Source organism: Pseudomonas sp. HMWF006 (assembly GCF_003061205.1).
In the GTDB taxonomy this organism is placed as follows: domain Bacteria; phylum Pseudomonadota; class Gammaproteobacteria; order Pseudomonadales; family Pseudomonadaceae; genus Aquipseudomonas; species Aquipseudomonas monsensis.
The window spans coordinates 4,865-20,594 of the sequence record NZ_QAIU01000238.1; the positions used below are offsets into that span (position 1 = coordinate 4,865).

A 15,730-nucleotide genomic window follows, 5' to 3' on the forward strand; every position below is an offset into this window, starting at 1 on the left:
TCAGCCATACCCGAATCGACCACGCCCATGAACGCCCCCCGCACACCCAAACCTGCGCGCAAGAAGCCTGATTCCGCGACCCCGGCCAAGACCGTTGAGCCGCGTGAAAAGGCCAGCCTGCACCCGCGCAATCGCCATCAGGGTCGCTATGACTTCCCGGCGCTGATCAAAACCACGCCGGAACTGGCGAAGTTCGTGATCACCAACCCGTACGGCAAGGAAAGCATCGACTTCGCCAGCCCCGATGCGGTGCGCGTGTTCAACCGGGCGCTGCTCAAGGCGTTCTATGGCATCCAGCATTGGGACATTCCAGCGGACTACCTCTGCCCACCGGTGCCGGGTCGTGCCGATTATGTGCACTTCCTCGCAGATCTGCTGGCGAGCATGAACGACGGCAAGGTGCCGCGCGGTGCCATCGTCAATGTGCTGGACATCGGCATGGGCGCCAACTGCGTGTACCCACTGATCGGCAACAGCGAATATCGCTGGCACTTCCTCGGCTCGGAAATCGACCCGACCGCCGTGGCAGCCGCCAGAGCCATCGTTCAGTCCAACGATCTGAGCAAAGTGATCCAGCTGCGCCAACAGGAAAACCGCAAGCACATCCTGATCGGCTTGCTGGAGCCGGGTGAGCGCTTTGACCTGACCATGTGCAATCCGCCGTTCCACGCTTCGATGGAAGAAGCGACCAAGGGCAGCGAGCGCAAGTGGCGCGCACTGGGCAAGGCTGATCCGAAACGCAAGCTGCCGGTGCTGAACTTCGGCGGTCAATCGGCCGAGCTGTGGTGTGAAGGCGGCGAAGCACGGTTCGTGACGCAATTGATCGCCGAGAGCGCGAACTTCCAGCACAAGGTGCTGTGGTTCAGCACGCTGGTGTCGAAAGCCTCGAACCTGCCTGCCATCGAGACCGCGCTGAAAAAGGCCGGCGTGCTGGAAAGCCAGGTGGTGGAGATGTCGCAGGGCCAGAAGCAGAGCCGCTTCGTGGCTTGGACCTTCCAGACCAAGTCCGAACAGCAGATCTGGCGCCGCGAGCGCTGGGTTCGCTAAACATTGCATCGCCGGACACAAATCAATTGTGGGAGCGAGCTTGCTCGCGAATGCGGCGCATCAGTCAATTCAACTTTGACTGACACACTGCCTTCGCGAGCAAGCTCGCTCCCACAATGGCTTATGGTGCTCAGGAGTCGGCCATCAAATCACAGGCACAAAAAAACCGTGCCCGGATCGCTCCGGTGCACGGTTTTTTTATCGCTGCGTCTTACTTGTTCACAGCGTCGGTCAGGCCTTTGGCCACAACCAGCTTGATCACTTTCTTGGCAGGGATTTCGATGGCAGCGCCAGTCGAAGGGTTACGGCCAGTGCGGGCAGGACGCTCGGTCACTTTCAGCTTGCCGATACCTGGCAAGGTGATTTCGCCGCCGTTTTCCAGCTGATCGGCAACGATTTGGCCCAGTTGGTCCAGAGCGTTACGCGCGGTGGTTTTCGGCGCGTCGATAGCTTCAGCGATGTCGGCGATCAGTTGGTCTTTAGTAAGAGCCATGTAGTGTTCCTTCCCTATCAAATTCATATGGATTGCAGAGTGCAGTGTCAGCCATCGAGCCCGATCTTCTGGATCTGGCACCCTCGGCGATAACCACGACGAGTCGGGGTTATAGATGCCGAAATCAGGGTTTGGTTCGACCTGACAAATGCTGAATGCACGCTTAACGCAGTGACTTCGCGTAAGACCGGGCAAAACTAGCACAGAGACGGGGAAATATCCGCCTCTAGCTACCCATTTGGTCAGGTTTATTGCGCTAAATCGGTAAAAAACTGCATAAGGGCCGCCGCCCGCCCCGGATTTGCCCTTCACCCCGCGCCAAAACCAGTGGTTGCGGTACACTGGGCGCTTTTTCGGGGGAGCCTGCCCTCCTCCCTTCCAACAGCCGAGAAGCCCATGCCGATCCGTCATTGCATCGTCCACCTGATCGACAAAAAACCCGACGGCACGCCCGCAGTTCTGCACGCCCGTGACACTGAACTGGCCGAATCCGCAGCCATCGAGAACATGCTCGCCGACCTCAACGAGAGCTATAACGCCAAACAGGGCAAAGCCTGGGGTTTGTTCCATCCGGAATCCGGCGCGTTCCCGTTCAGCGGCTGGCTGAAGGAATACATGGACGGCGGCAAGGACTTCACCGCCTTCAGCAAAGTCGCGGTCGAACACCTGCAAAAGCTGATGGAAGAATCGAACCTGTCGGTCGGTGGCCATGTGTTGTTCGCCCACTATCAGCAAGGCATGACCGATTACCTGGCCATCGCCCTGCTGCACCACAGTGAAGGCGTGGCAGTGACCGACGAGCTGGACGTGACCCCGTCGCGCCACCTCGACCTCGGCCAGTTGCACCTGGCGGCGCGAATCAACGTCTCCGAGTGGCAGAACAACAAGCAGTCCAAGCAGTACATCTCGTTCATCAAGGGCAAGAACGGCAAGAAGGTCTCGGAATACTTCCGCGACTTCATCGGCTGCCAGGAAGGCGTCGACGGCCCGGGCGAGACCCGCACCCTGCTCAAGGCCTTCAGTGACTTCGTCGAAAGCGAAGATCTGCCGGAAGACGCCGCCCGCGAGAAAACCAAAACCCTGGTGGACTACGCCAGCAGCCAGGCCAAACTCGGCGAGCCGATGGGCCTGGAAGAGCTCTCGGAGTTGATCGACGAAGAGCGCCCGAAAGCCTTCTACGACCACATCCGCAACAAGGACTACGGCCTGTCGCCGGAGATTCCGGCAGACAAACGCACTCTCAACCAGTTCCGCCGCTTCACCGGTCGCGCCGAAGGCCTGTCGATCAGCTTTGAAGCACACCTGCTGGGCTCGAAGATCGAGTACGACGAAGAGGCTGGCACCCTGGTAATCAAGGGCCTGCCAACGTCGCTCACCGATCAATTGAAGCGCCGCAACTGATGCTCGGCAATGTGCTGAAGAAGGTCGCGCTGGTTCTGCTGGTGGTCGTGGTCTATCAGAACTGGGGCAAGATCGAGCGGGTGTTCAACCCGTCGCAGATGGTTTCGGAGCAGACGCGGGCGCAGGCTAATGTTGTGCTCTACGCCACCGACTGGTGTGGCTACTGCAAGCAGACCAAACGCTTTCTCGACAGCAAGGGGATTCCATTCAAGGAGTTCGATATCGAGAAGGATGCCGAGGCGCGCAAGGCGTACGAGGCATTGGGTGGACGCGGGATTCCGTTGATCGACGTGAATGGCACATTGATTCGCGGATTCGACCCGGATGAAATTCTGGCGGCTTTGAAGTAACGCACACCCCTGTGGCGAGGGAGCTTGCTCGCTCGCCACAGGGTCGGTCGCTGTTACTTGGCTTCGATGCGGAAGCCGAAGCGCGGGAAGTGCACATGCACCACACCGCCACGCGGGTCTTCACGGCGCAGGATCAGCTCTTCACGCCCGGCAAACAACAACTCGCCCACCACCGGATCCACCCCGTAATCGGTGGCGGCAATCGCCACTTGCTGCCCGGCCTTGAACCCGTTCGGGTCTTCAAACTGCTCGTCCGGCAGCGCCGCCGGCGTCGAGCTACGCGCTACTTCCAGCGCCTCCTCGGCAGTCATCGCGCTTGCCGCACCATGACCGAAGCCCAGCACACGCCCGAGCCATGCCGCGACAGCCGGATAGTCATCGACCAACGGTGCGGTGACGTGCGTCGCCTTGAGGAACCAAAGGGGATGCGCCAGGGCGAAGTCGGCAATCGACGGCTCGCCGAACAGGAAGTCGCCCTGCTCGCGCTGCAACTGCTGCTCCAGGCGCGCCATGATCGTTGGCCACTGGTGCTTGGCCTGCTCGGCCGACAACCGGGTGGCGCTGCCGCCACTGAACAACCCGGCCCGATCAGCGATGAACGCCTTGATCGCTTCCGGCGGCAACTTGCCGAAACGCACCGCCACCGACTCCGGCTGGAACACCAGGCTGACGGCATGCTGGAAGACCACCGAATCAGCCCACGCTGCAAAACTGGCGCTGGTCATTTCCTGACCTTCCGGGAAAAACGCCGGCAGGGCTTTTTCCTGCTCCAGGCGACGCGCGATCAGCGAAGTGTCGCAGTAAATGTCGGCACCGATCTGCAGCACCGGGGTCTTGCGATAGCCACCGGTCAGGGCGGTCAGATCTGGCTTGGGCATTACCGGCGAGATGTGCACCGAACGCCAGGACAAGCCTTTGAACCCCAGCAGAAGGCGGGCCTTCTCGGCAAATGGAGAGGTCGGGTAATGATGGAGAATCAACTCGGACATGCTCGGCTCCGCCGCTCAGATAGTGAGTCGGCAGCTTAGCGCGCATTTGCTTAGCAGCCTACAGATCTGCCTGATGGGAACTGATCAGTCTGATTGATAAGACGCGACCAGGCATTCCTTGGCGCTCTTGCGCAGCTTTTTGATCAGCCGTTCCTGGCGCAGGGCGTCGCTCTTGTCGCGGCAACGCTCGGTGTAGACCAGTGCCATCGCCGGGCTGGAGAGGAAAAACCGTGCGCCTTTGCCGCTCTGATGTTTGGCAAAACGGCGCACCGGGTCGTCACTGATCCCGCAATACAACGAACCGTTGGCTGCGCGAACGAGATAGACGAACCAGGATTTGCTCACCGGTTCGGCAGTATCGACAGAATTTTCGCCAGGGCTGGTCACTTCGGGATCAAGACGTGTAGGAAACAGGCCGCGATCTTATCAGCGACTGCTCTGAAATGCCTTCAGCCCTTTCAACGCCTGCGCACGCACGGCGTTGCGTACCAAAGGCGTCCAGCCCAGCAGCAGGCCTTTGAAACCCAGGGCCTGGCGCGACCAGCGCCACAGGTCGAAATGATCATGATGCTCGCAGATCTTGCCGTCACGGAAGACGAAACGTGCCTGGATATCGTTGATCACCACGTTGCCGGTCTGACTGAACAGATACGTCGCCACCCAGTGCGCACCACCGCTGCGCTCATCGGCGCGGACATTGTCGAAGGTCAGCGAGAAGTCTTTGGCGCGGGTGGTGAGCATGCGCCACATGTCGCCGGCCTCACGCCCGCGCAACTCGCCGAACGCCGGGTCGCTGAACACCACGTCATCGGTGTAACAGGCGGCCATGGCTTCGGCGTCGAGGCGCTGGAAGGCCTGGTAGAAACGGGTGATCAGGGCGGCGTGGGCTTCGCTCATGGGCAAACTCCAAAATAGGTACAGAGTGCCAGCACCATAATCTGCAATGCGCAGAAACACTATCGGCATTCGTAAACCGAATACCACGCACGATCTTCAAGGCGCCCCAAAAACTGTGGGAGCGAGCTTGCTCGCGAAGAGGCCGGCACATTCAACATGATCTTTGCCTGAACCACCGTCTTCGCGAGCAAGCTCGCTCCCACATTGGATATCATTGGCCCCCAAAAAGGGTTACGCGTCAGATTTTTTCGCTTTGCACTTGCACGTACAGCGCCCGGCCCGCACCCAGCCCGGCAATGATCGCGCCGGTGCCGATGATCCCGAAAATCCAGCCCACCGCGTTCCAGCCACCGGTCCAGTCATGCACCACGCCGACCGCGAACGGCCCCATCGAGGCCAGGGTGTAGCCGAAGCCCTGGGACATGCTCGACAGGTTCGCCGCAACATGGGAGTCGCGCGAGCGCAGCACGATCAACGTCAGGGCCAGGCTGAACGTACCGCCCTGCCCCAGGCCCAGCAGAATCGCCCAGCCCCACAGGCCGTCGATCGGCGCATACAGACAACCGAACAAACCACCGAGGGTCAGCGCCATCACGGTCACGATCGCCAGACGCTGATCCTTGCCGCGAGTCGCCAGCCACGGTGCCGCGAGGGAGCTGGCCAGTTGAATGATCACCGAACCGGACAACACCAGACCGGCCTGGGTCGGCGTCAGACCACGACCGATCAGGATCGACGGCAACCAGCCAAACACGATGTAGGCCAGCGACGATTGCAGGCCCATGTACAAGGTCACCTGCCATGCCAGCGGATCACGCAGCAGACCGCGCACACGATAGGCAACATTGTGCGCACCGTGTTTCTGCCCGACTTGCGGCAACCAGAACACTGCCGCAACCAGCGCCGGAATGACCCAGAAACCCAGGCCCATCGCCCAACTGTGATCGAAATGCTCACTCAACGGCACGCTGGACCCCGCCGCCATCGCCGCGCCCAGACACAGCGCCATGGTGTAGACACCGGTCATGGTCCCGGCGTGCCTGGCAAAGTCGCGTTTGACAATGCCTGGCAGCAATACCCCGACAATACCAATGCTCGCACCGCCCAATACACTGCCAGCAAACAGGCCGATCTCACCAAAGTTGCTGCGCAAAATGATGCCGCCGGCCAGCGTCAGCAGAATCCCCAACACCACCCGCTCGGCACCGAAGCGGCGCGCCAGAATCGGCGCGAGCGGTGCAAACAAACCGAGGCAGAGCACCGGCAACGTGGTCAGCAAACCGGCCTGAGCTGCCGACAGGCCAAGACTTTTCGACACGTCGCTGAGCAGCGGCGCCATGCTCGACAGCGCCGGACGCAGGTTCAGCGCCACCAGAATCAAGCCCAGCAGCAACAGCCATGGCCGGCGCACCAGCGGATGGTTCTGCTGCACTTGTTCATCATCGGCCTCGGCGTCGATCAGCAGCTCTTCGAGTTCTGCCGTGCGCTTCGGGGTTGTGGATATCTCACTGCGTGACATGGACTTCTCGGTTTCAAGGTTCATTGATCAACTGCCTCGACAAGGCTTTGGCCCGTTCCGGATCGCGTTGCTCGACCGCATCGAGCAGCTCGATGTGCAAGTCGAACACTTCCTGACGGCGCGGGACGATGTTCAGGGTCTGGCGCAATTGCGCGCCGACGATGCTGGAGAAATAGCGATACAGCTCGCTGAGGGTCGGGTTGTGCGCGGCGTCGACCAGACGGCGGTGGAACACCAGATCGCAAGCGATGTAGGTGTCGAGATCGCCGTGGTAGTGGCTGCCGCTGGTGCCAAGCGCCTCACGTAATGCGACGAGGTCCTCGTCGGTACGGCGCAACGCCGCCAGGCCGATGGCCTCGACTTCGAGGATATGTCGGGTTTCCCGTGCCTGATCGAGCGAGCAGCGCGACAAGGCTTTGAGCGTGTCGAGCGGATCAACCACGGCGCGCAAGTAACTGCCATCGCCCTGACGAATCTCGATCAATCCGGAAAACGCCAGCACGCGCATGGCTTCGCGCACGGTGTTGCGGCTGATGCCCAGCTCGGCACACAGCTCCGGCTCGGTCGGCAGACGCTCGCCGACCTTCCAGGCACCGCTGTTGATGCGCTGGCGGAGTTGATCCAGGGCCTGATCGACCAAGGATCGTTTGATAAGTGGAGAAATGTCTGACATAGGATTCGCCCTTTCATCCAATCATAGGATGAATTTTCTGACATGTTAGTCAGCCCCATGTAGGACGGCAACCACCTAGGGTCAATCGGAGACACATGGAGCGGCATTTTCGATTGGTCAAAATTACCCTTTAAGGGTAATTTCAGGGACAGGGTTTTGGTTTCTTATGGAAAAGAACACACCCCATTATGAGCTGGCGGTAATCAAGGCTGAGGTGAGGCGGTTAGGTCAAAAAGCGTTCACAAAAGCTTCGGTCAAATCAGCGGAGAAGCTCGGCTTCAACCTCAGCGAAATGCTAGAGATCGTTTTCGAGCTACAAACCCGGATGTTGTACAAATCGATGACTACTTATGACGATCATCGAATCTGGCAAGACGTGTATCACATCAATTCACGAGATCAGGAGATTTACATCAAGGTGACCTACCGCCCCGGCGGCAGCCCACCGGTAATCTCCTTCAAGGAGAAAAACCCATGAAAACCCAGCAATGTGTCAGCTGCGGTGCACGTGAGGGAATGAGGCATTTCGAGGGTCGCGGAGAAACCCTGAGTGTCAAAGGCATGGAGCGCCGTGTAGACGATCTATCTGGTTGGGAGTGCCAGAAGTGCGGTGAAGTGGAATGGGATTTCGACACCGATAGTGCTGAGCGTTATTGTAATGCCGGTGACGAGTTGGTTCTCGCTGGCAGACAAATGATCGGCGCCGAGATGAAACGTATTCGACGCAAACTGCACCTGACGCAGAAAGAGACGGTGCAACTGCTCTCTGGTGGCGGGCATAACGCATTCTCTCGCTACGAACGCGGTGAGTTACTTCCACCCAAAGCATTGGTGCTGCTGATGCGTCTATTGGATCGTCATCCCTACATGCTCGTCGATATCCAGACCTTGGCTGAAGGCGCAGACCTGCGAGGTTTCACCCACACCGTGCACAAGGAACACGAAACCCTCACCGCTTCCTGACTCCAAAAAAACAAACCCGGCACAAGGCCGGGTTGTTTTTACGCACAAACCATCAATGCAAAATCTGACTCAAGAACAACTTAGTCCGATCATTCTGCGGATTATCGAAGAAGTCATTCGGCGCCGCCTGTTCAACGATTTCGCCCTTGTCCATGAAGATCACGCGGTTGGCCACGGTGCGGGCGAAGCCCATTTCGTGGGTCACGCAGAGCATGGTCATGCCGTCTTCAGCCAGACCGATCATGGTGTCGAGCACTTCTTTCACCATTTCCGGGTCGAGCGCCGAGGTCGGTTCGTCGAACAGCATGATTTTCGGCTTCATGCACAGCGCGCGGGCAATCGCCACACGCTGTTGCTGACCACCGGACAGTTGCCCCGGAAACTTGTGCGCCTGCTCTGGAATGCGTACGCGCTCCAGGTAATGCATGGCGATTTCCTCGGCCTTGCGCTTGGGCATCTTGCGCACCCACATTGGCGCCAGGGTGCAGTTCTGCAAAATGGTCAGGTGCGGGAACAGGTTGAAGTGCTGGAACACCATGCCGACTTCGCGGCGGATCGCTTCGATCTGCTTGAGGTCGTTGGTCAGTTCCACGCCGTCGACGACGATGCGGCCCTGCTGGTGTTCTTCCAGACGATTGAGGCAGCGAATGGTGGTCGACTTGCCGGAACCCGATGGGCCGCACAGGACGATACGCTCGCCCTGTTTGACGTTGAGGTTGATGTCTTTCAGCACGTGGAACTGGCCGTACCACTTGTTGACGCCCTGCATCTGAATAATGCCTTCAGGACCTACAGGCTTTTTGATTGCTTCACTCATTTACAGAACTCCTAACGCTTGTGGCCAGTGTCGAGCTTGCGTTCCAGATGCATGGAATAGCGCGACATACCAAAACAGAAAATCCAGAACACCAGGGCGGCGAACACGTAGCCTTCGGTGGCCATGCCCAGCCATTTCGGATCGGCAGCGGCTTGCTTGACGCTGTTGAGCAGGTCAAACAGGCCGATGATGATCACCAGACTGGTGTCCTTGAACAGCGCAATGAAGGTGTTGACGATGCCGGGAATCACCAGCTTCAGGGCTTGCGGCAGAATCACCAGGCCCATCGCACGCCAGTAGCCGAGGCCCATCGCCGCAGCCGCTTCGTACTGACCTTTCGGGATCGCTTGCAGACCGCCGCGCACCACCTCGGCCACATAGGCCGACTGGAACAGAATCACGCCGATCAGCGCCCGCAGCAGTTTGTCGAAGTTCATGCCTTCGGGCAGGAACAGCGGCAGCATCACCGAGGACATGAACAGCACCGTGATCAACGGCACGCCGCGCCAGAATTCGATGAAGGTCACGCAGACCACACGAATCGCCGGCATGTTCGAACGACGCCCCAGCGCCAGCACAATCCCCAGTGGCAAGGCCCCGGCGATACCGACCGTGGCGATCACCAGGGTCAGCATCAAACCGCCCCACTGGCTGGTCGCCACATTGCTCAGACCGAAACCGCCGTGCAGCAGGATGTAGGCAATGATCGGGTACAGCACCAGGAAGCTCAGTCCGTACACCGCTTTACGCGGGAAGCGCGAGATGAACAGTGGCGCCACGCCGATCACCGCCAGCCACACGGTCAGGTCCACGCGCCAGCGCAGTTCCGGCGGGTAGTAGCCGTACATGAACTGACCAAAACGCTGCTGAATGAACACCCAGCAGGCGCCGTCCTTGGTGCAATCGGCGCGAGTGGTGCCGACCCAGTTGGCATCGAGAATCGCCCAACTGAGAATCGGAGGAACCACCAGATAGATCAGGTAGAACGCGAACAGCGTCAGCAGGGTGTTGAGCCAGCTGGAGAACATGTTCGCGCGCATCCATGCCACCACACCAATGCTGCTACTCGGTGGGGGCATGTCGGGTTTGAAAGTATGAGTACTCATGCGCTTTTCCTTACCGCTCGATCAGCGCAATGCGCTTGTTGTACCAGTTCATCAGCAGGGAAATGCTGATACTGATCGCCAGGTAAACGCTCATGGTGATGGCAATCACCTCAATCGCCTGACCGGTCTGGTTGAGCACGGTGCCGGCGAACAGCGAAACCATTTCCGGGTAACCGATACCGGCCGCCAGGGACGAGTTTTTCGCCAGGTTCAGGTATTGGCTGGTCAGTGGCGGAATGATCACGCGCAGGGCTTGCGGGATGATCACCTTGCGCAGGGTCGGACCGTTGCGCAGGCCGAGGGAGCGTGCCGCTTCGGTCTGGCCGTGGCTGACCGACTTGATCCCGGAGCGCACGATCTCGGCGATGAACGCCGCGGTGTACACGGTCAGGGCCAGCGTCAGGGCGAGCAATTCCGGGATCAGCACCCAGCCACCGACGAAGTTGAAGCCTTGCAGCTTCGGCATCTCCCAGTGCAGCGGGGCGCCGAAGATCAGCGCGCACAAGGCCGGGATCACCAGCATGATCGCCAGCCCCGTCCAGAACTTGTGGAACGGCACGCCGGTTTCTTCGAAGCGTTTGTTGGCCCAGCGGCACATCAGGACCGTGGCGATGATGGCCACGACGATGCTGATCACGAACGCCCAGAAGCCGTCGGCTGCCAGTGCGGCCGGTATGTTCAGGCCACGGCTGCTGACGAAGAAGGTGTCGCCGAAGTTGTGACTGTTGCGCGGCCCCGGCATGGTCAGGAACACCGCGAAATACCAGAACAGGATTTGCAGCAGCGGCGGAATGTTGCGGAACACTTCCACATACACGGTCGCCAGTTTGCTGATGATCCAGTTCTGCGACAGCCGCGCCACACCAATGATGAACCCGAGGATCGTCGCCAGGATCACGCCGATCACGGTCACCAGCAACGTGTTGAGCAGACCGATGACAAACACCCGGGCATAACTGTCCGCTTCGGTGTAGTCGATCAGGTGTTGAGCGATGCCGAACCCGGCACTGCGCTCCAGAAAGCCGAAACCGGAGGTAATGCCCCGGTGCTGAAGGTTGGTTTGCGTGTTGTCGAACAGGTACCAGCCCAGCGAGACCACCGCTACAACGGTGATGATCTGGAAGAGCCACGCACGCACTCGTGGATCGCTGAGGCTGAGCCTCTGCTTTGGTGCGCCGATTGAATTTTGCATGAAGTGCCCCGGAAGAAATGGAACAAGAACATCACCCGGCGGTTGGCCCGCCGGGCGATAGAACCATTAGCGCACTGGTGGTGCGTACTGAATGCCGCCGTTGTTCCACAGGGCGTTCAGGCCACGGTCGATTTCCAGCGGCGTGCTCTTGCCGAGGTTTTTCTCGAAGATTTCACCGTAGTTGCCGACTTGCTTGACGATCTGCACAACCCAGTCTTTCGGCAGCTTCAGGTCTTTACCGTATTCACCGTCAGCGCCGAGCATCCGCGCGACGTCCGGGTTCTTGGTCGACTTGGCTTCGGCTTCGACGTTCTTCGAAGTGATGCCGGCTTCTTCAGCGTTGAGCAGCGCGTAGCCAACCCAGCGCACGATGGCCAGCCACTCGTCGTCGCCGTTACGCACGACCGGGCCCAGCGGTTCTTTGGAAATGGTTTCCGGCAGAACCACGTAGTCCTTCGGCGACGCCAGCTTGGAACGCTGGGCGAAGAGTTGGGATTTGTCCGAGGTCAGCACGTCGCAACGACCGGATTCCAGCGACTTGGCGCTTTCATCGGAGGTGTCGAAGGTGATCGGGGTGTATTTCAGACCGTTGCCACGGAAGTAGTCGGAAACGTTCAGCTCGGTGGTGGTACCGGCCTGGATGCAGATGGTTGCACCGTCCAGTTCCTTGGCACTCTTCACGCCCAGCTTGTTGTTTACCAGGAAGCCGATGCCATCGTAGTAGGTGATGAAGCCCGGGAATTTCAGGCCCATGCCTGCGTCACGCGAGCTGGTCATGGTGGTGTTGCGCGACAGGATGTCGATCTCGCCCGATTGCAGCGCGGTGAAGCGCTCCTTGGCGTTCAACTGACTGAACTTGACCTTGGTCGCGTCGCCGAATACCGCAGCGGCAACGGCACGGCAGACGTCAGCGTCGATGCCGAGGATCTTGCCGGTTGCGTCCGGAACCGAGAAGCCCGGCAGACCGTCGCTCACGCCACACTGCACGAAACCTTTCTTCTGCACGGCATCCAGGGTTGCACCCGCCTGAGCGAACCCGCTGACGCCGAGCACTGTTGCTGCAGTCACGATCGCCAGAGTGGATTTCAACATCTTCATTCAAACCTCCAGTTTTGCTCTTGTTGTGTCGGAGCTTGAGTCCAGTCGCACCCTTTTGAGGCGTTGTTGACCCGTGTTGGCTTTTTTTGGGGTCAACCGACGTAAGACCTTCGCTATGAGTCTAGTAGGAGAAAATCCACATCATGGACAACTCACTTCTCACCAATCGGCCGAACGGGCTGTAGCCCTTTCACGTTCGCTAAGCCCGTAGTGGCCATTGGCGAACATCCATCACCGGATTCGTTGCAATCCCGTCGCAAGTCGTACACTGATAGTGTTACCGCCGCGCGCAGGACGCTTCGTACAGAGTCCTCCAAAGCAAAGCCCGTACCACACCGCTTGCTTAAGCGATTGCGCGACAGGTCAATAGCAAAACTTGTAGCCTTGCGACATCTTCTTAACGGATCGACCGGGCGCGCACGCAAATCACGCACTCAATGAGCGCGCCCGCACACTATTGGAGCAGCCATGACCGAGCCCCTTATTCTTGAACCCGTCAAGCCCGCAGACGCCTGCGTTATCTGGCTGCACGGCCTCGGCGCTGATCGCTACGACTTCCTGCCAGTGGCCGAAGCCCTGCAGGAAACCTTGCTGAGCACTCGCTTCGTCCTGCCGCAGGCGCCAACCCTGCCCGTCACCATCAATGGCGGCTATGCAATGCCGAGCTGGTACGACATAAAGGCCATGAGCCCGGCGCGGGCGATTGACCGCGAGCAACTGGAAGAATCGTCAGATCGCATCGTCAAACTGATCGACGTGCAGCGAGCTAGCGGAATAGACGCCTCGCGGATTTTCCTTGCCGGTTTTTCCCAGGGTGGCGCCGTAGTGCTGCACACCGCTTTCAGGAAATGGGAAGGCCCGTTGGGTGGCGTCCTTGCCCTCTCCACGTATGCCCCGACCTTTACCGACGAGATGGAGTTTTCCGCCAGTCAGCAGCGCATTCCCGCTCTGTGCCTGCACGGCCAGTTCGATAACGTGGTGCAGAACTCGATGGGGCGCAGTGCCTATGAGCATTTGGTGAAGCATGGTGTCACCGTGACATGGCAGGAATACCCAATGGAGCACGAAGTGTTACCCGAAGAAATTCGCGATATCGGCATCTGGCTGAGCGAGCGCCTGCGCTGATTCGGCCGCTTGGCGGACCGCTTTGATCATCCCACTACGCCGCGCCCGTTTCTTGCATTACACTGGCCGGCGTACATTCCTTAATCAATTGATGAGATGACCGTGCTCGAAGCACTCAAGAAAATGTTCGGTAAAAGCGAGGCTGAGCAGCTCGCGCCAGTTCCCAGTGCGCCGTCGCACGCCCCCGGCCCCCGCAGCGATGCGCCCAAGGCTGAACGTCCGGCTCCGGTAGCGACACCCGAGTCCGAGCCGCAACCTGCTATCGCCGCCGCACCTGTGCGCGCCGAAGCACCGAAACCGGCCAGGCCGCGCCGCGAACCGAAGCCCAAGGCACCGGTCATTCCCTGGAAACTCGAAGATTTCGCCGTCGAGCCCCAGGAAGGCAAAACCCGCTTTCACGATTTCAAACTCGCTCCAGAACTGATGCACGCCATCCAGGACCTGGGGTTTCCGTATTGCACGCCGATCCAGGCGCAGGTGCTGGGTTTTACCCTCGCCGGCAAAGACGCCATCGGTCGGGCGCAGACCGGTACCGGCAAGACCGCCGCATTCCTGATCTCGATCATCACTCAGCTGTTGCAGACACCGCCGCCGAAAGAACGCTACATGGGTGAACCCCGTGCGCTGATCATCGCGCCGACCCGTGAGCTGGTGGTGCAGATCGCCAAGGACGCCGCCGACCTGACCAAGTACACCGGCCTCAACGTGATGACGTTCGTGGGCGGTATGGATTTCGACAAGCAGCTCAAACACCTCGAAGCGCGGCACTGCGACATCCTCGTCGCTACCCCGGGCCGTCTGCTCGACTTCAACCAGCGTGGCGACGTGCACCTGGACATGGTCGAAGTGATGGTGCTGGACGAAGCCGACCGCATGCTCGACATGGGCTTCATCCCGCAAGTGCGGCAGATCATTCGCCAGACCCCACCGAAAAGCGAACGCCAGACCCTGCTGTTCTCCGCGACCTTCACCGAAGACGTGATGAACCTGGCGAAGCAATGGACCACCGACCCTGCGATCGTCGAAATCGAAGTCACCAACGTGGCCAACGAAAACGTCGAGCAGCACATTTACGCGGTAGCCGGTGCCGACAAATACAAACTGCTCTACAACCTGGTCAACGACAACGGCTGGGAGCGGGTGATCGTGTTTGCCAACCGCAAGGACGAAGTGCGCCGTATCGAAGAACGCCTGGTGCGTGACGGCATCAACGCCGCGCAACTGTCCGGCGACGTGCCGCAACACAAGCGCATCAAGACCCTGGAAGGCTTCCGCGAAGGCAAGATCCGCGTACTGGTGGCCACCGATGTCGCCGGTCGCGGCATCCACATCGACGGCATCAGCCACGTGATCAACTTCACCCTGCCGGAAGTGCCGGACGACTACGTGCACCGCATCGGCCGTACCGGTCGCGCGGGTGCCGACGGGGTGTCGATCAGTTTCGCCGGTGAAGACGACTCCTACCAGTTGCCGTCCATCGAAGAGAAGCTGGGCCGCAAGATCAGCTGTGAAACGCCACCGACGCATCTGCTGCGTGCGGTTGAGCGCAAGCGTCCGCAGTAAGCGACGTCATTAAAAGAAGCGCAGCCGGCAACGGACTGCGCTTTTTTTTCGCCCGGCAGTTCATCAGGCGCTTGCGAGAGAAAACTAAAAGTCCATAATAGACAAATTAGTTTACACCTAGACCGCGGAGCCTGACATGTCCAGTAAGCCCTACGTGATTGACCAAGCCGAGGCTCGTGCGCTGCTGGCGCGCATTGATGTGCCGCAGATCCTGCGCAAGCTGTTCCGCGATCTTGCCGCCGGCCATGCCGTGCAACCGGCGCAGCAACTGGTGGAATTCCCGCAGGGTGCCGGCGACTTCATCAATTATCTGGGCGTGCTGGCCGAGGACGGTGTGTACGGCGTGAAAACCTCGCCGTATATCGTTCGCGAGCAAGGTGCACTGGTGACAGCGTGGACACTGTTGATGTCGATGCACACCGGTCAGCCACTGCTGCTGTGCGATGCCGGTGAACTGACCACCGCACGTACCGCCGCGACCACGGCAGTGGCGGTCG

General features: G+C 59.6%; 17 protein-coding genes and 1 pseudogene. 8 read left to right on the top strand and 10 right to left on the bottom strand.

Features of this window, described 5'->3' with window-relative positions; translation table 11 throughout:
* Positions 1-27 precede the first annotated feature (27 nt).
* Positions 28-1,047 carry a 23S rRNA (adenine(1618)-N(6))-methyltransferase RlmF gene (rlmF, locus tag DBR24_RS09650; protein ID WP_123464883.1) on the top strand — a complete coding sequence of 340 codons (1,020 nt, stop codon included), beginning with the start codon at positions 28-30 and terminating at the stop codon, positions 1,045-1,047.
* A gap of 211 nt (positions 1,048-1,258) precedes the next feature.
* Here rlmF and DBR24_RS09655 read toward each other — a convergent pair whose 3' ends face one another.
* Positions 1,259-1,540 (bottom strand): HU family DNA-binding protein, encoded by a 282-nt coding sequence (locus DBR24_RS09655; protein WP_003221909.1) that lies wholly within the window; start codon positions 1,538-1,540, stop codon positions 1,259-1,261.
* A 396-nt stretch (positions 1,541-1,936) separates the two neighbouring features.
* Here DBR24_RS09655 and yejK point away from each other — a divergent pair, with 396 nt between their 5' ends.
* Complete coding sequence (gene yejK / locus DBR24_RS09660; RefSeq protein WP_123464881.1) at positions 1,937-2,941, top strand: nucleoid-associated protein YejK; 1,005 nt, start codon at positions 1,937-1,939, stop codon at positions 2,939-2,941.
* A complete protein-coding gene (locus tag DBR24_RS09665) occupies positions 2,941-3,291 on the top strand; it encodes a glutaredoxin family protein (protein WP_128614614.1) in 351 nt (116 codons plus the stop codon). Before yejK ends, DBR24_RS09665 begins: the two co-directional genes overlap by 1 nt.
* Before the next feature lie 53 nt (positions 3,292-3,344).
* Here DBR24_RS09665 and DBR24_RS09670 read toward each other — a convergent pair whose 3' ends face one another.
* From DBR24_RS09670 to DBR24_RS09690, 5 genes are all read right to left on the bottom strand, one after another.
* The gene (locus tag DBR24_RS09670) at positions 3,345-4,280 is read right to left on the bottom strand and encodes a glutathione S-transferase family protein (protein ID WP_128614615.1); all 936 of its coding nucleotides are present in this window, start codon (positions 4,278-4,280) and stop codon (positions 3,345-3,347) included.
* Positions 4,281-4,364: 84 nt separating this feature from the next.
* A complete protein-coding gene (locus tag DBR24_RS09675) occupies positions 4,365-4,667 on the bottom strand; it encodes a GIY-YIG nuclease family protein (protein ID WP_123464875.1) in 303 nt (100 codons plus the stop codon).
* Positions 4,668-4,706: 39 nt separating this feature from the next.
* The gene (locus tag DBR24_RS09680) at positions 4,707-5,177 is read right to left on the bottom strand and encodes a nuclear transport factor 2 family protein (protein ID WP_128614616.1); all 471 of its coding nucleotides are present in this window, start codon (positions 5,175-5,177) and stop codon (positions 4,707-4,709) included.
* Between the two features lie 238 nt (positions 5,178-5,415).
* Positions 5,416-6,720, bottom strand: coding sequence for a CynX/NimT family MFS transporter (locus DBR24_RS09685; protein WP_128614617.1), 1,305 nt, complete (start codon positions 6,718-6,720; stop codon positions 5,416-5,418).
* Positions 6,710-7,369: a FadR/GntR family transcriptional regulator gene (locus DBR24_RS09690; protein ID WP_123464869.1), complete on the bottom strand. Its 660-nt coding sequence runs from the start codon at positions 7,367-7,369 to the stop codon at positions 6,710-6,712. Before DBR24_RS09690 ends, DBR24_RS09685 begins: the two co-directional genes overlap by 11 nt.
* 166 nt (positions 7,370-7,535) lie before the next feature.
* Here DBR24_RS09690 and DBR24_RS09695 point away from each other — a divergent pair, with 166 nt between their 5' ends.
* A complete protein-coding gene (locus tag DBR24_RS09695; RefSeq protein ID WP_077571229.1) occupies positions 7,536-7,847 on the top strand; it encodes a type II toxin-antitoxin system MqsR family toxin in 312 nt (103 codons plus the stop codon).
* Positions 7,844-8,332 carry a type II toxin-antitoxin system MqsA family antitoxin gene (locus DBR24_RS09700; protein WP_128614618.1) on the top strand — a complete coding sequence of 163 codons (489 nt, stop codon included), beginning with the start codon at positions 7,844-7,846 and terminating at the stop codon, positions 8,330-8,332. The genes DBR24_RS09695 and DBR24_RS09700 overlap by 4 nt, the downstream gene beginning before the upstream one ends.
* Before the next feature lie 52 nt (positions 8,333-8,384).
* Here DBR24_RS09700 and DBR24_RS09705 read toward each other — a convergent pair whose 3' ends face one another.
* The 4 genes from DBR24_RS09705 to DBR24_RS09720 all read right to left on the bottom strand — a co-directional run bounded on the left by DBR24_RS09705 (position 8,385) and on the right by DBR24_RS09720 (position 12,545).
* Positions 8,385-9,149 (bottom strand): amino acid ABC transporter ATP-binding protein, encoded by a 765-nt coding sequence (locus tag DBR24_RS09705; protein ID WP_003221897.1) that lies wholly within the window; start codon positions 9,147-9,149, stop codon positions 8,385-8,387.
* A gap of 11 nt (positions 9,150-9,160) precedes the next feature.
* Complete coding sequence (locus DBR24_RS09710; protein WP_128614619.1) at positions 9,161-10,255, bottom strand: amino acid ABC transporter permease; 1,095 nt, start codon at positions 10,253-10,255, stop codon at positions 9,161-9,163.
* 10 nt (positions 10,256-10,265) lie between these two features.
* Complete coding sequence (locus DBR24_RS09715) at positions 10,266-11,447, bottom strand: amino acid ABC transporter permease (RefSeq protein ID WP_128614620.1); 1,182 nt, start codon at positions 11,445-11,447, stop codon at positions 10,266-10,268.
* Positions 11,448-11,513: 66 nt separating this feature from the next.
* Positions 11,514-12,545, bottom strand: coding sequence for an amino acid ABC transporter substrate-binding protein (locus DBR24_RS09720; protein ID WP_095050968.1), 1,032 nt, complete (start codon positions 12,543-12,545; stop codon positions 11,514-11,516).
* A gap of 468 nt (positions 12,546-13,013) precedes the next feature.
* Here DBR24_RS09720 and DBR24_RS09725 point away from each other — a divergent pair, with 468 nt between their 5' ends.
* The 3 genes and pseudogenes from DBR24_RS09725 to DBR24_RS09735 form a co-directional block, all read left to right on the top strand.
* Positions 13,014-13,670 (top strand): alpha/beta hydrolase, encoded by a 657-nt coding sequence (locus tag DBR24_RS09725; protein ID WP_128614621.1) that lies wholly within the window; start codon positions 13,014-13,016, stop codon positions 13,668-13,670.
* Positions 13,671-13,766: 96 nt separating this feature from the next.
* On the top strand, positions 13,767-15,233 hold the full coding sequence (gene rhlB / locus DBR24_RS09730; RefSeq protein ID WP_128614622.1) for an ATP-dependent RNA helicase RhlB: 1,467 nt from the start codon (positions 13,767-13,769) through the stop codon (positions 15,231-15,233).
* Positions 15,234-15,369: 136 nt separating this feature from the next.
* A pseudogene (locus tag DBR24_RS09735) lies at positions 15,370-15,730 on the top strand (ornithine cyclodeaminase family protein); the annotation flags it as partial.

Coding starts and splice junctions, on each gene's coding strand:
- DBR24_RS09705 (WP_003221897.1), bottom strand. CDS start 9,149: ATGAGTGAAGCAATCAAAAAGCCTGTAGGTCCTGAAGGCATTATTCAG.
- DBR24_RS09670 (WP_128614615.1), bottom strand. CDS start 4,280: ATGTCCGAGTTGATTCTCCATCATTACCCGACCTCTCCATTTGCCGAG.
- DBR24_RS09655 (WP_003221909.1), bottom strand. CDS start 1,540: ATGGCTCTTACTAAAGACCAACTGATCGCCGACATCGCTGAAGCTATC.
- DBR24_RS09665 (WP_128614614.1), top strand. CDS start 2,941: ATGCTCGGCAATGTGCTGAAGAAGGTCGCGCTGGTTCTGCTGGTGGTC.
- DBR24_RS09710 (WP_128614619.1), bottom strand. CDS start 10,255: ATGAGTACTCATACTTTCAAACCCGACATGCCCCCACCGAGTAGCAGC.
- DBR24_RS09715 (WP_128614620.1), bottom strand. CDS start 11,447: ATGCAAAATTCAATCGGCGCACCAAAGCAGAGGCTCAGCCTCAGCGAT.
- DBR24_RS09720 (WP_095050968.1), bottom strand. CDS start 12,545: ATGAAGATGTTGAAATCCACTCTGGCGATCGTGACTGCAGCAACAGTG.
- rhlB (WP_128614622.1), top strand. CDS start 13,767: ATGACCGTGCTCGAAGCACTCAAGAAAATGTTCGGTAAAAGCGAGGCT.
- yejK (WP_123464881.1), top strand. CDS start 1,937: ATGCCGATCCGTCATTGCATCGTCCACCTGATCGACAAAAAACCCGAC.
- DBR24_RS09700 (WP_128614618.1), top strand. CDS start 7,844: ATGAAAACCCAGCAATGTGTCAGCTGCGGTGCACGTGAGGGAATGAGG.
- DBR24_RS09690 (WP_123464869.1), bottom strand. CDS start 7,369: ATGTCAGACATTTCTCCACTTATCAAACGATCCTTGGTCGATCAGGCC.
- DBR24_RS09725 (WP_128614621.1), top strand. CDS start 13,014: ATGACCGAGCCCCTTATTCTTGAACCCGTCAAGCCCGCAGACGCCTGC.
- DBR24_RS09685 (WP_128614617.1), bottom strand. CDS start 6,720: ATGAACCTTGAAACCGAGAAGTCCATGTCACGCAGTGAGATATCCACA.
- DBR24_RS09680 (WP_128614616.1), bottom strand. CDS start 5,177: ATGAGCGAAGCCCACGCCGCCCTGATCACCCGTTTCTACCAGGCCTTC.
- DBR24_RS09695 (WP_077571229.1), top strand. CDS start 7,536: ATGGAAAAGAACACACCCCATTATGAGCTGGCGGTAATCAAGGCTGAG.
- rlmF (WP_123464883.1), top strand. CDS start 28: ATGAACGCCCCCCGCACACCCAAACCTGCGCGCAAGAAGCCTGATTCC.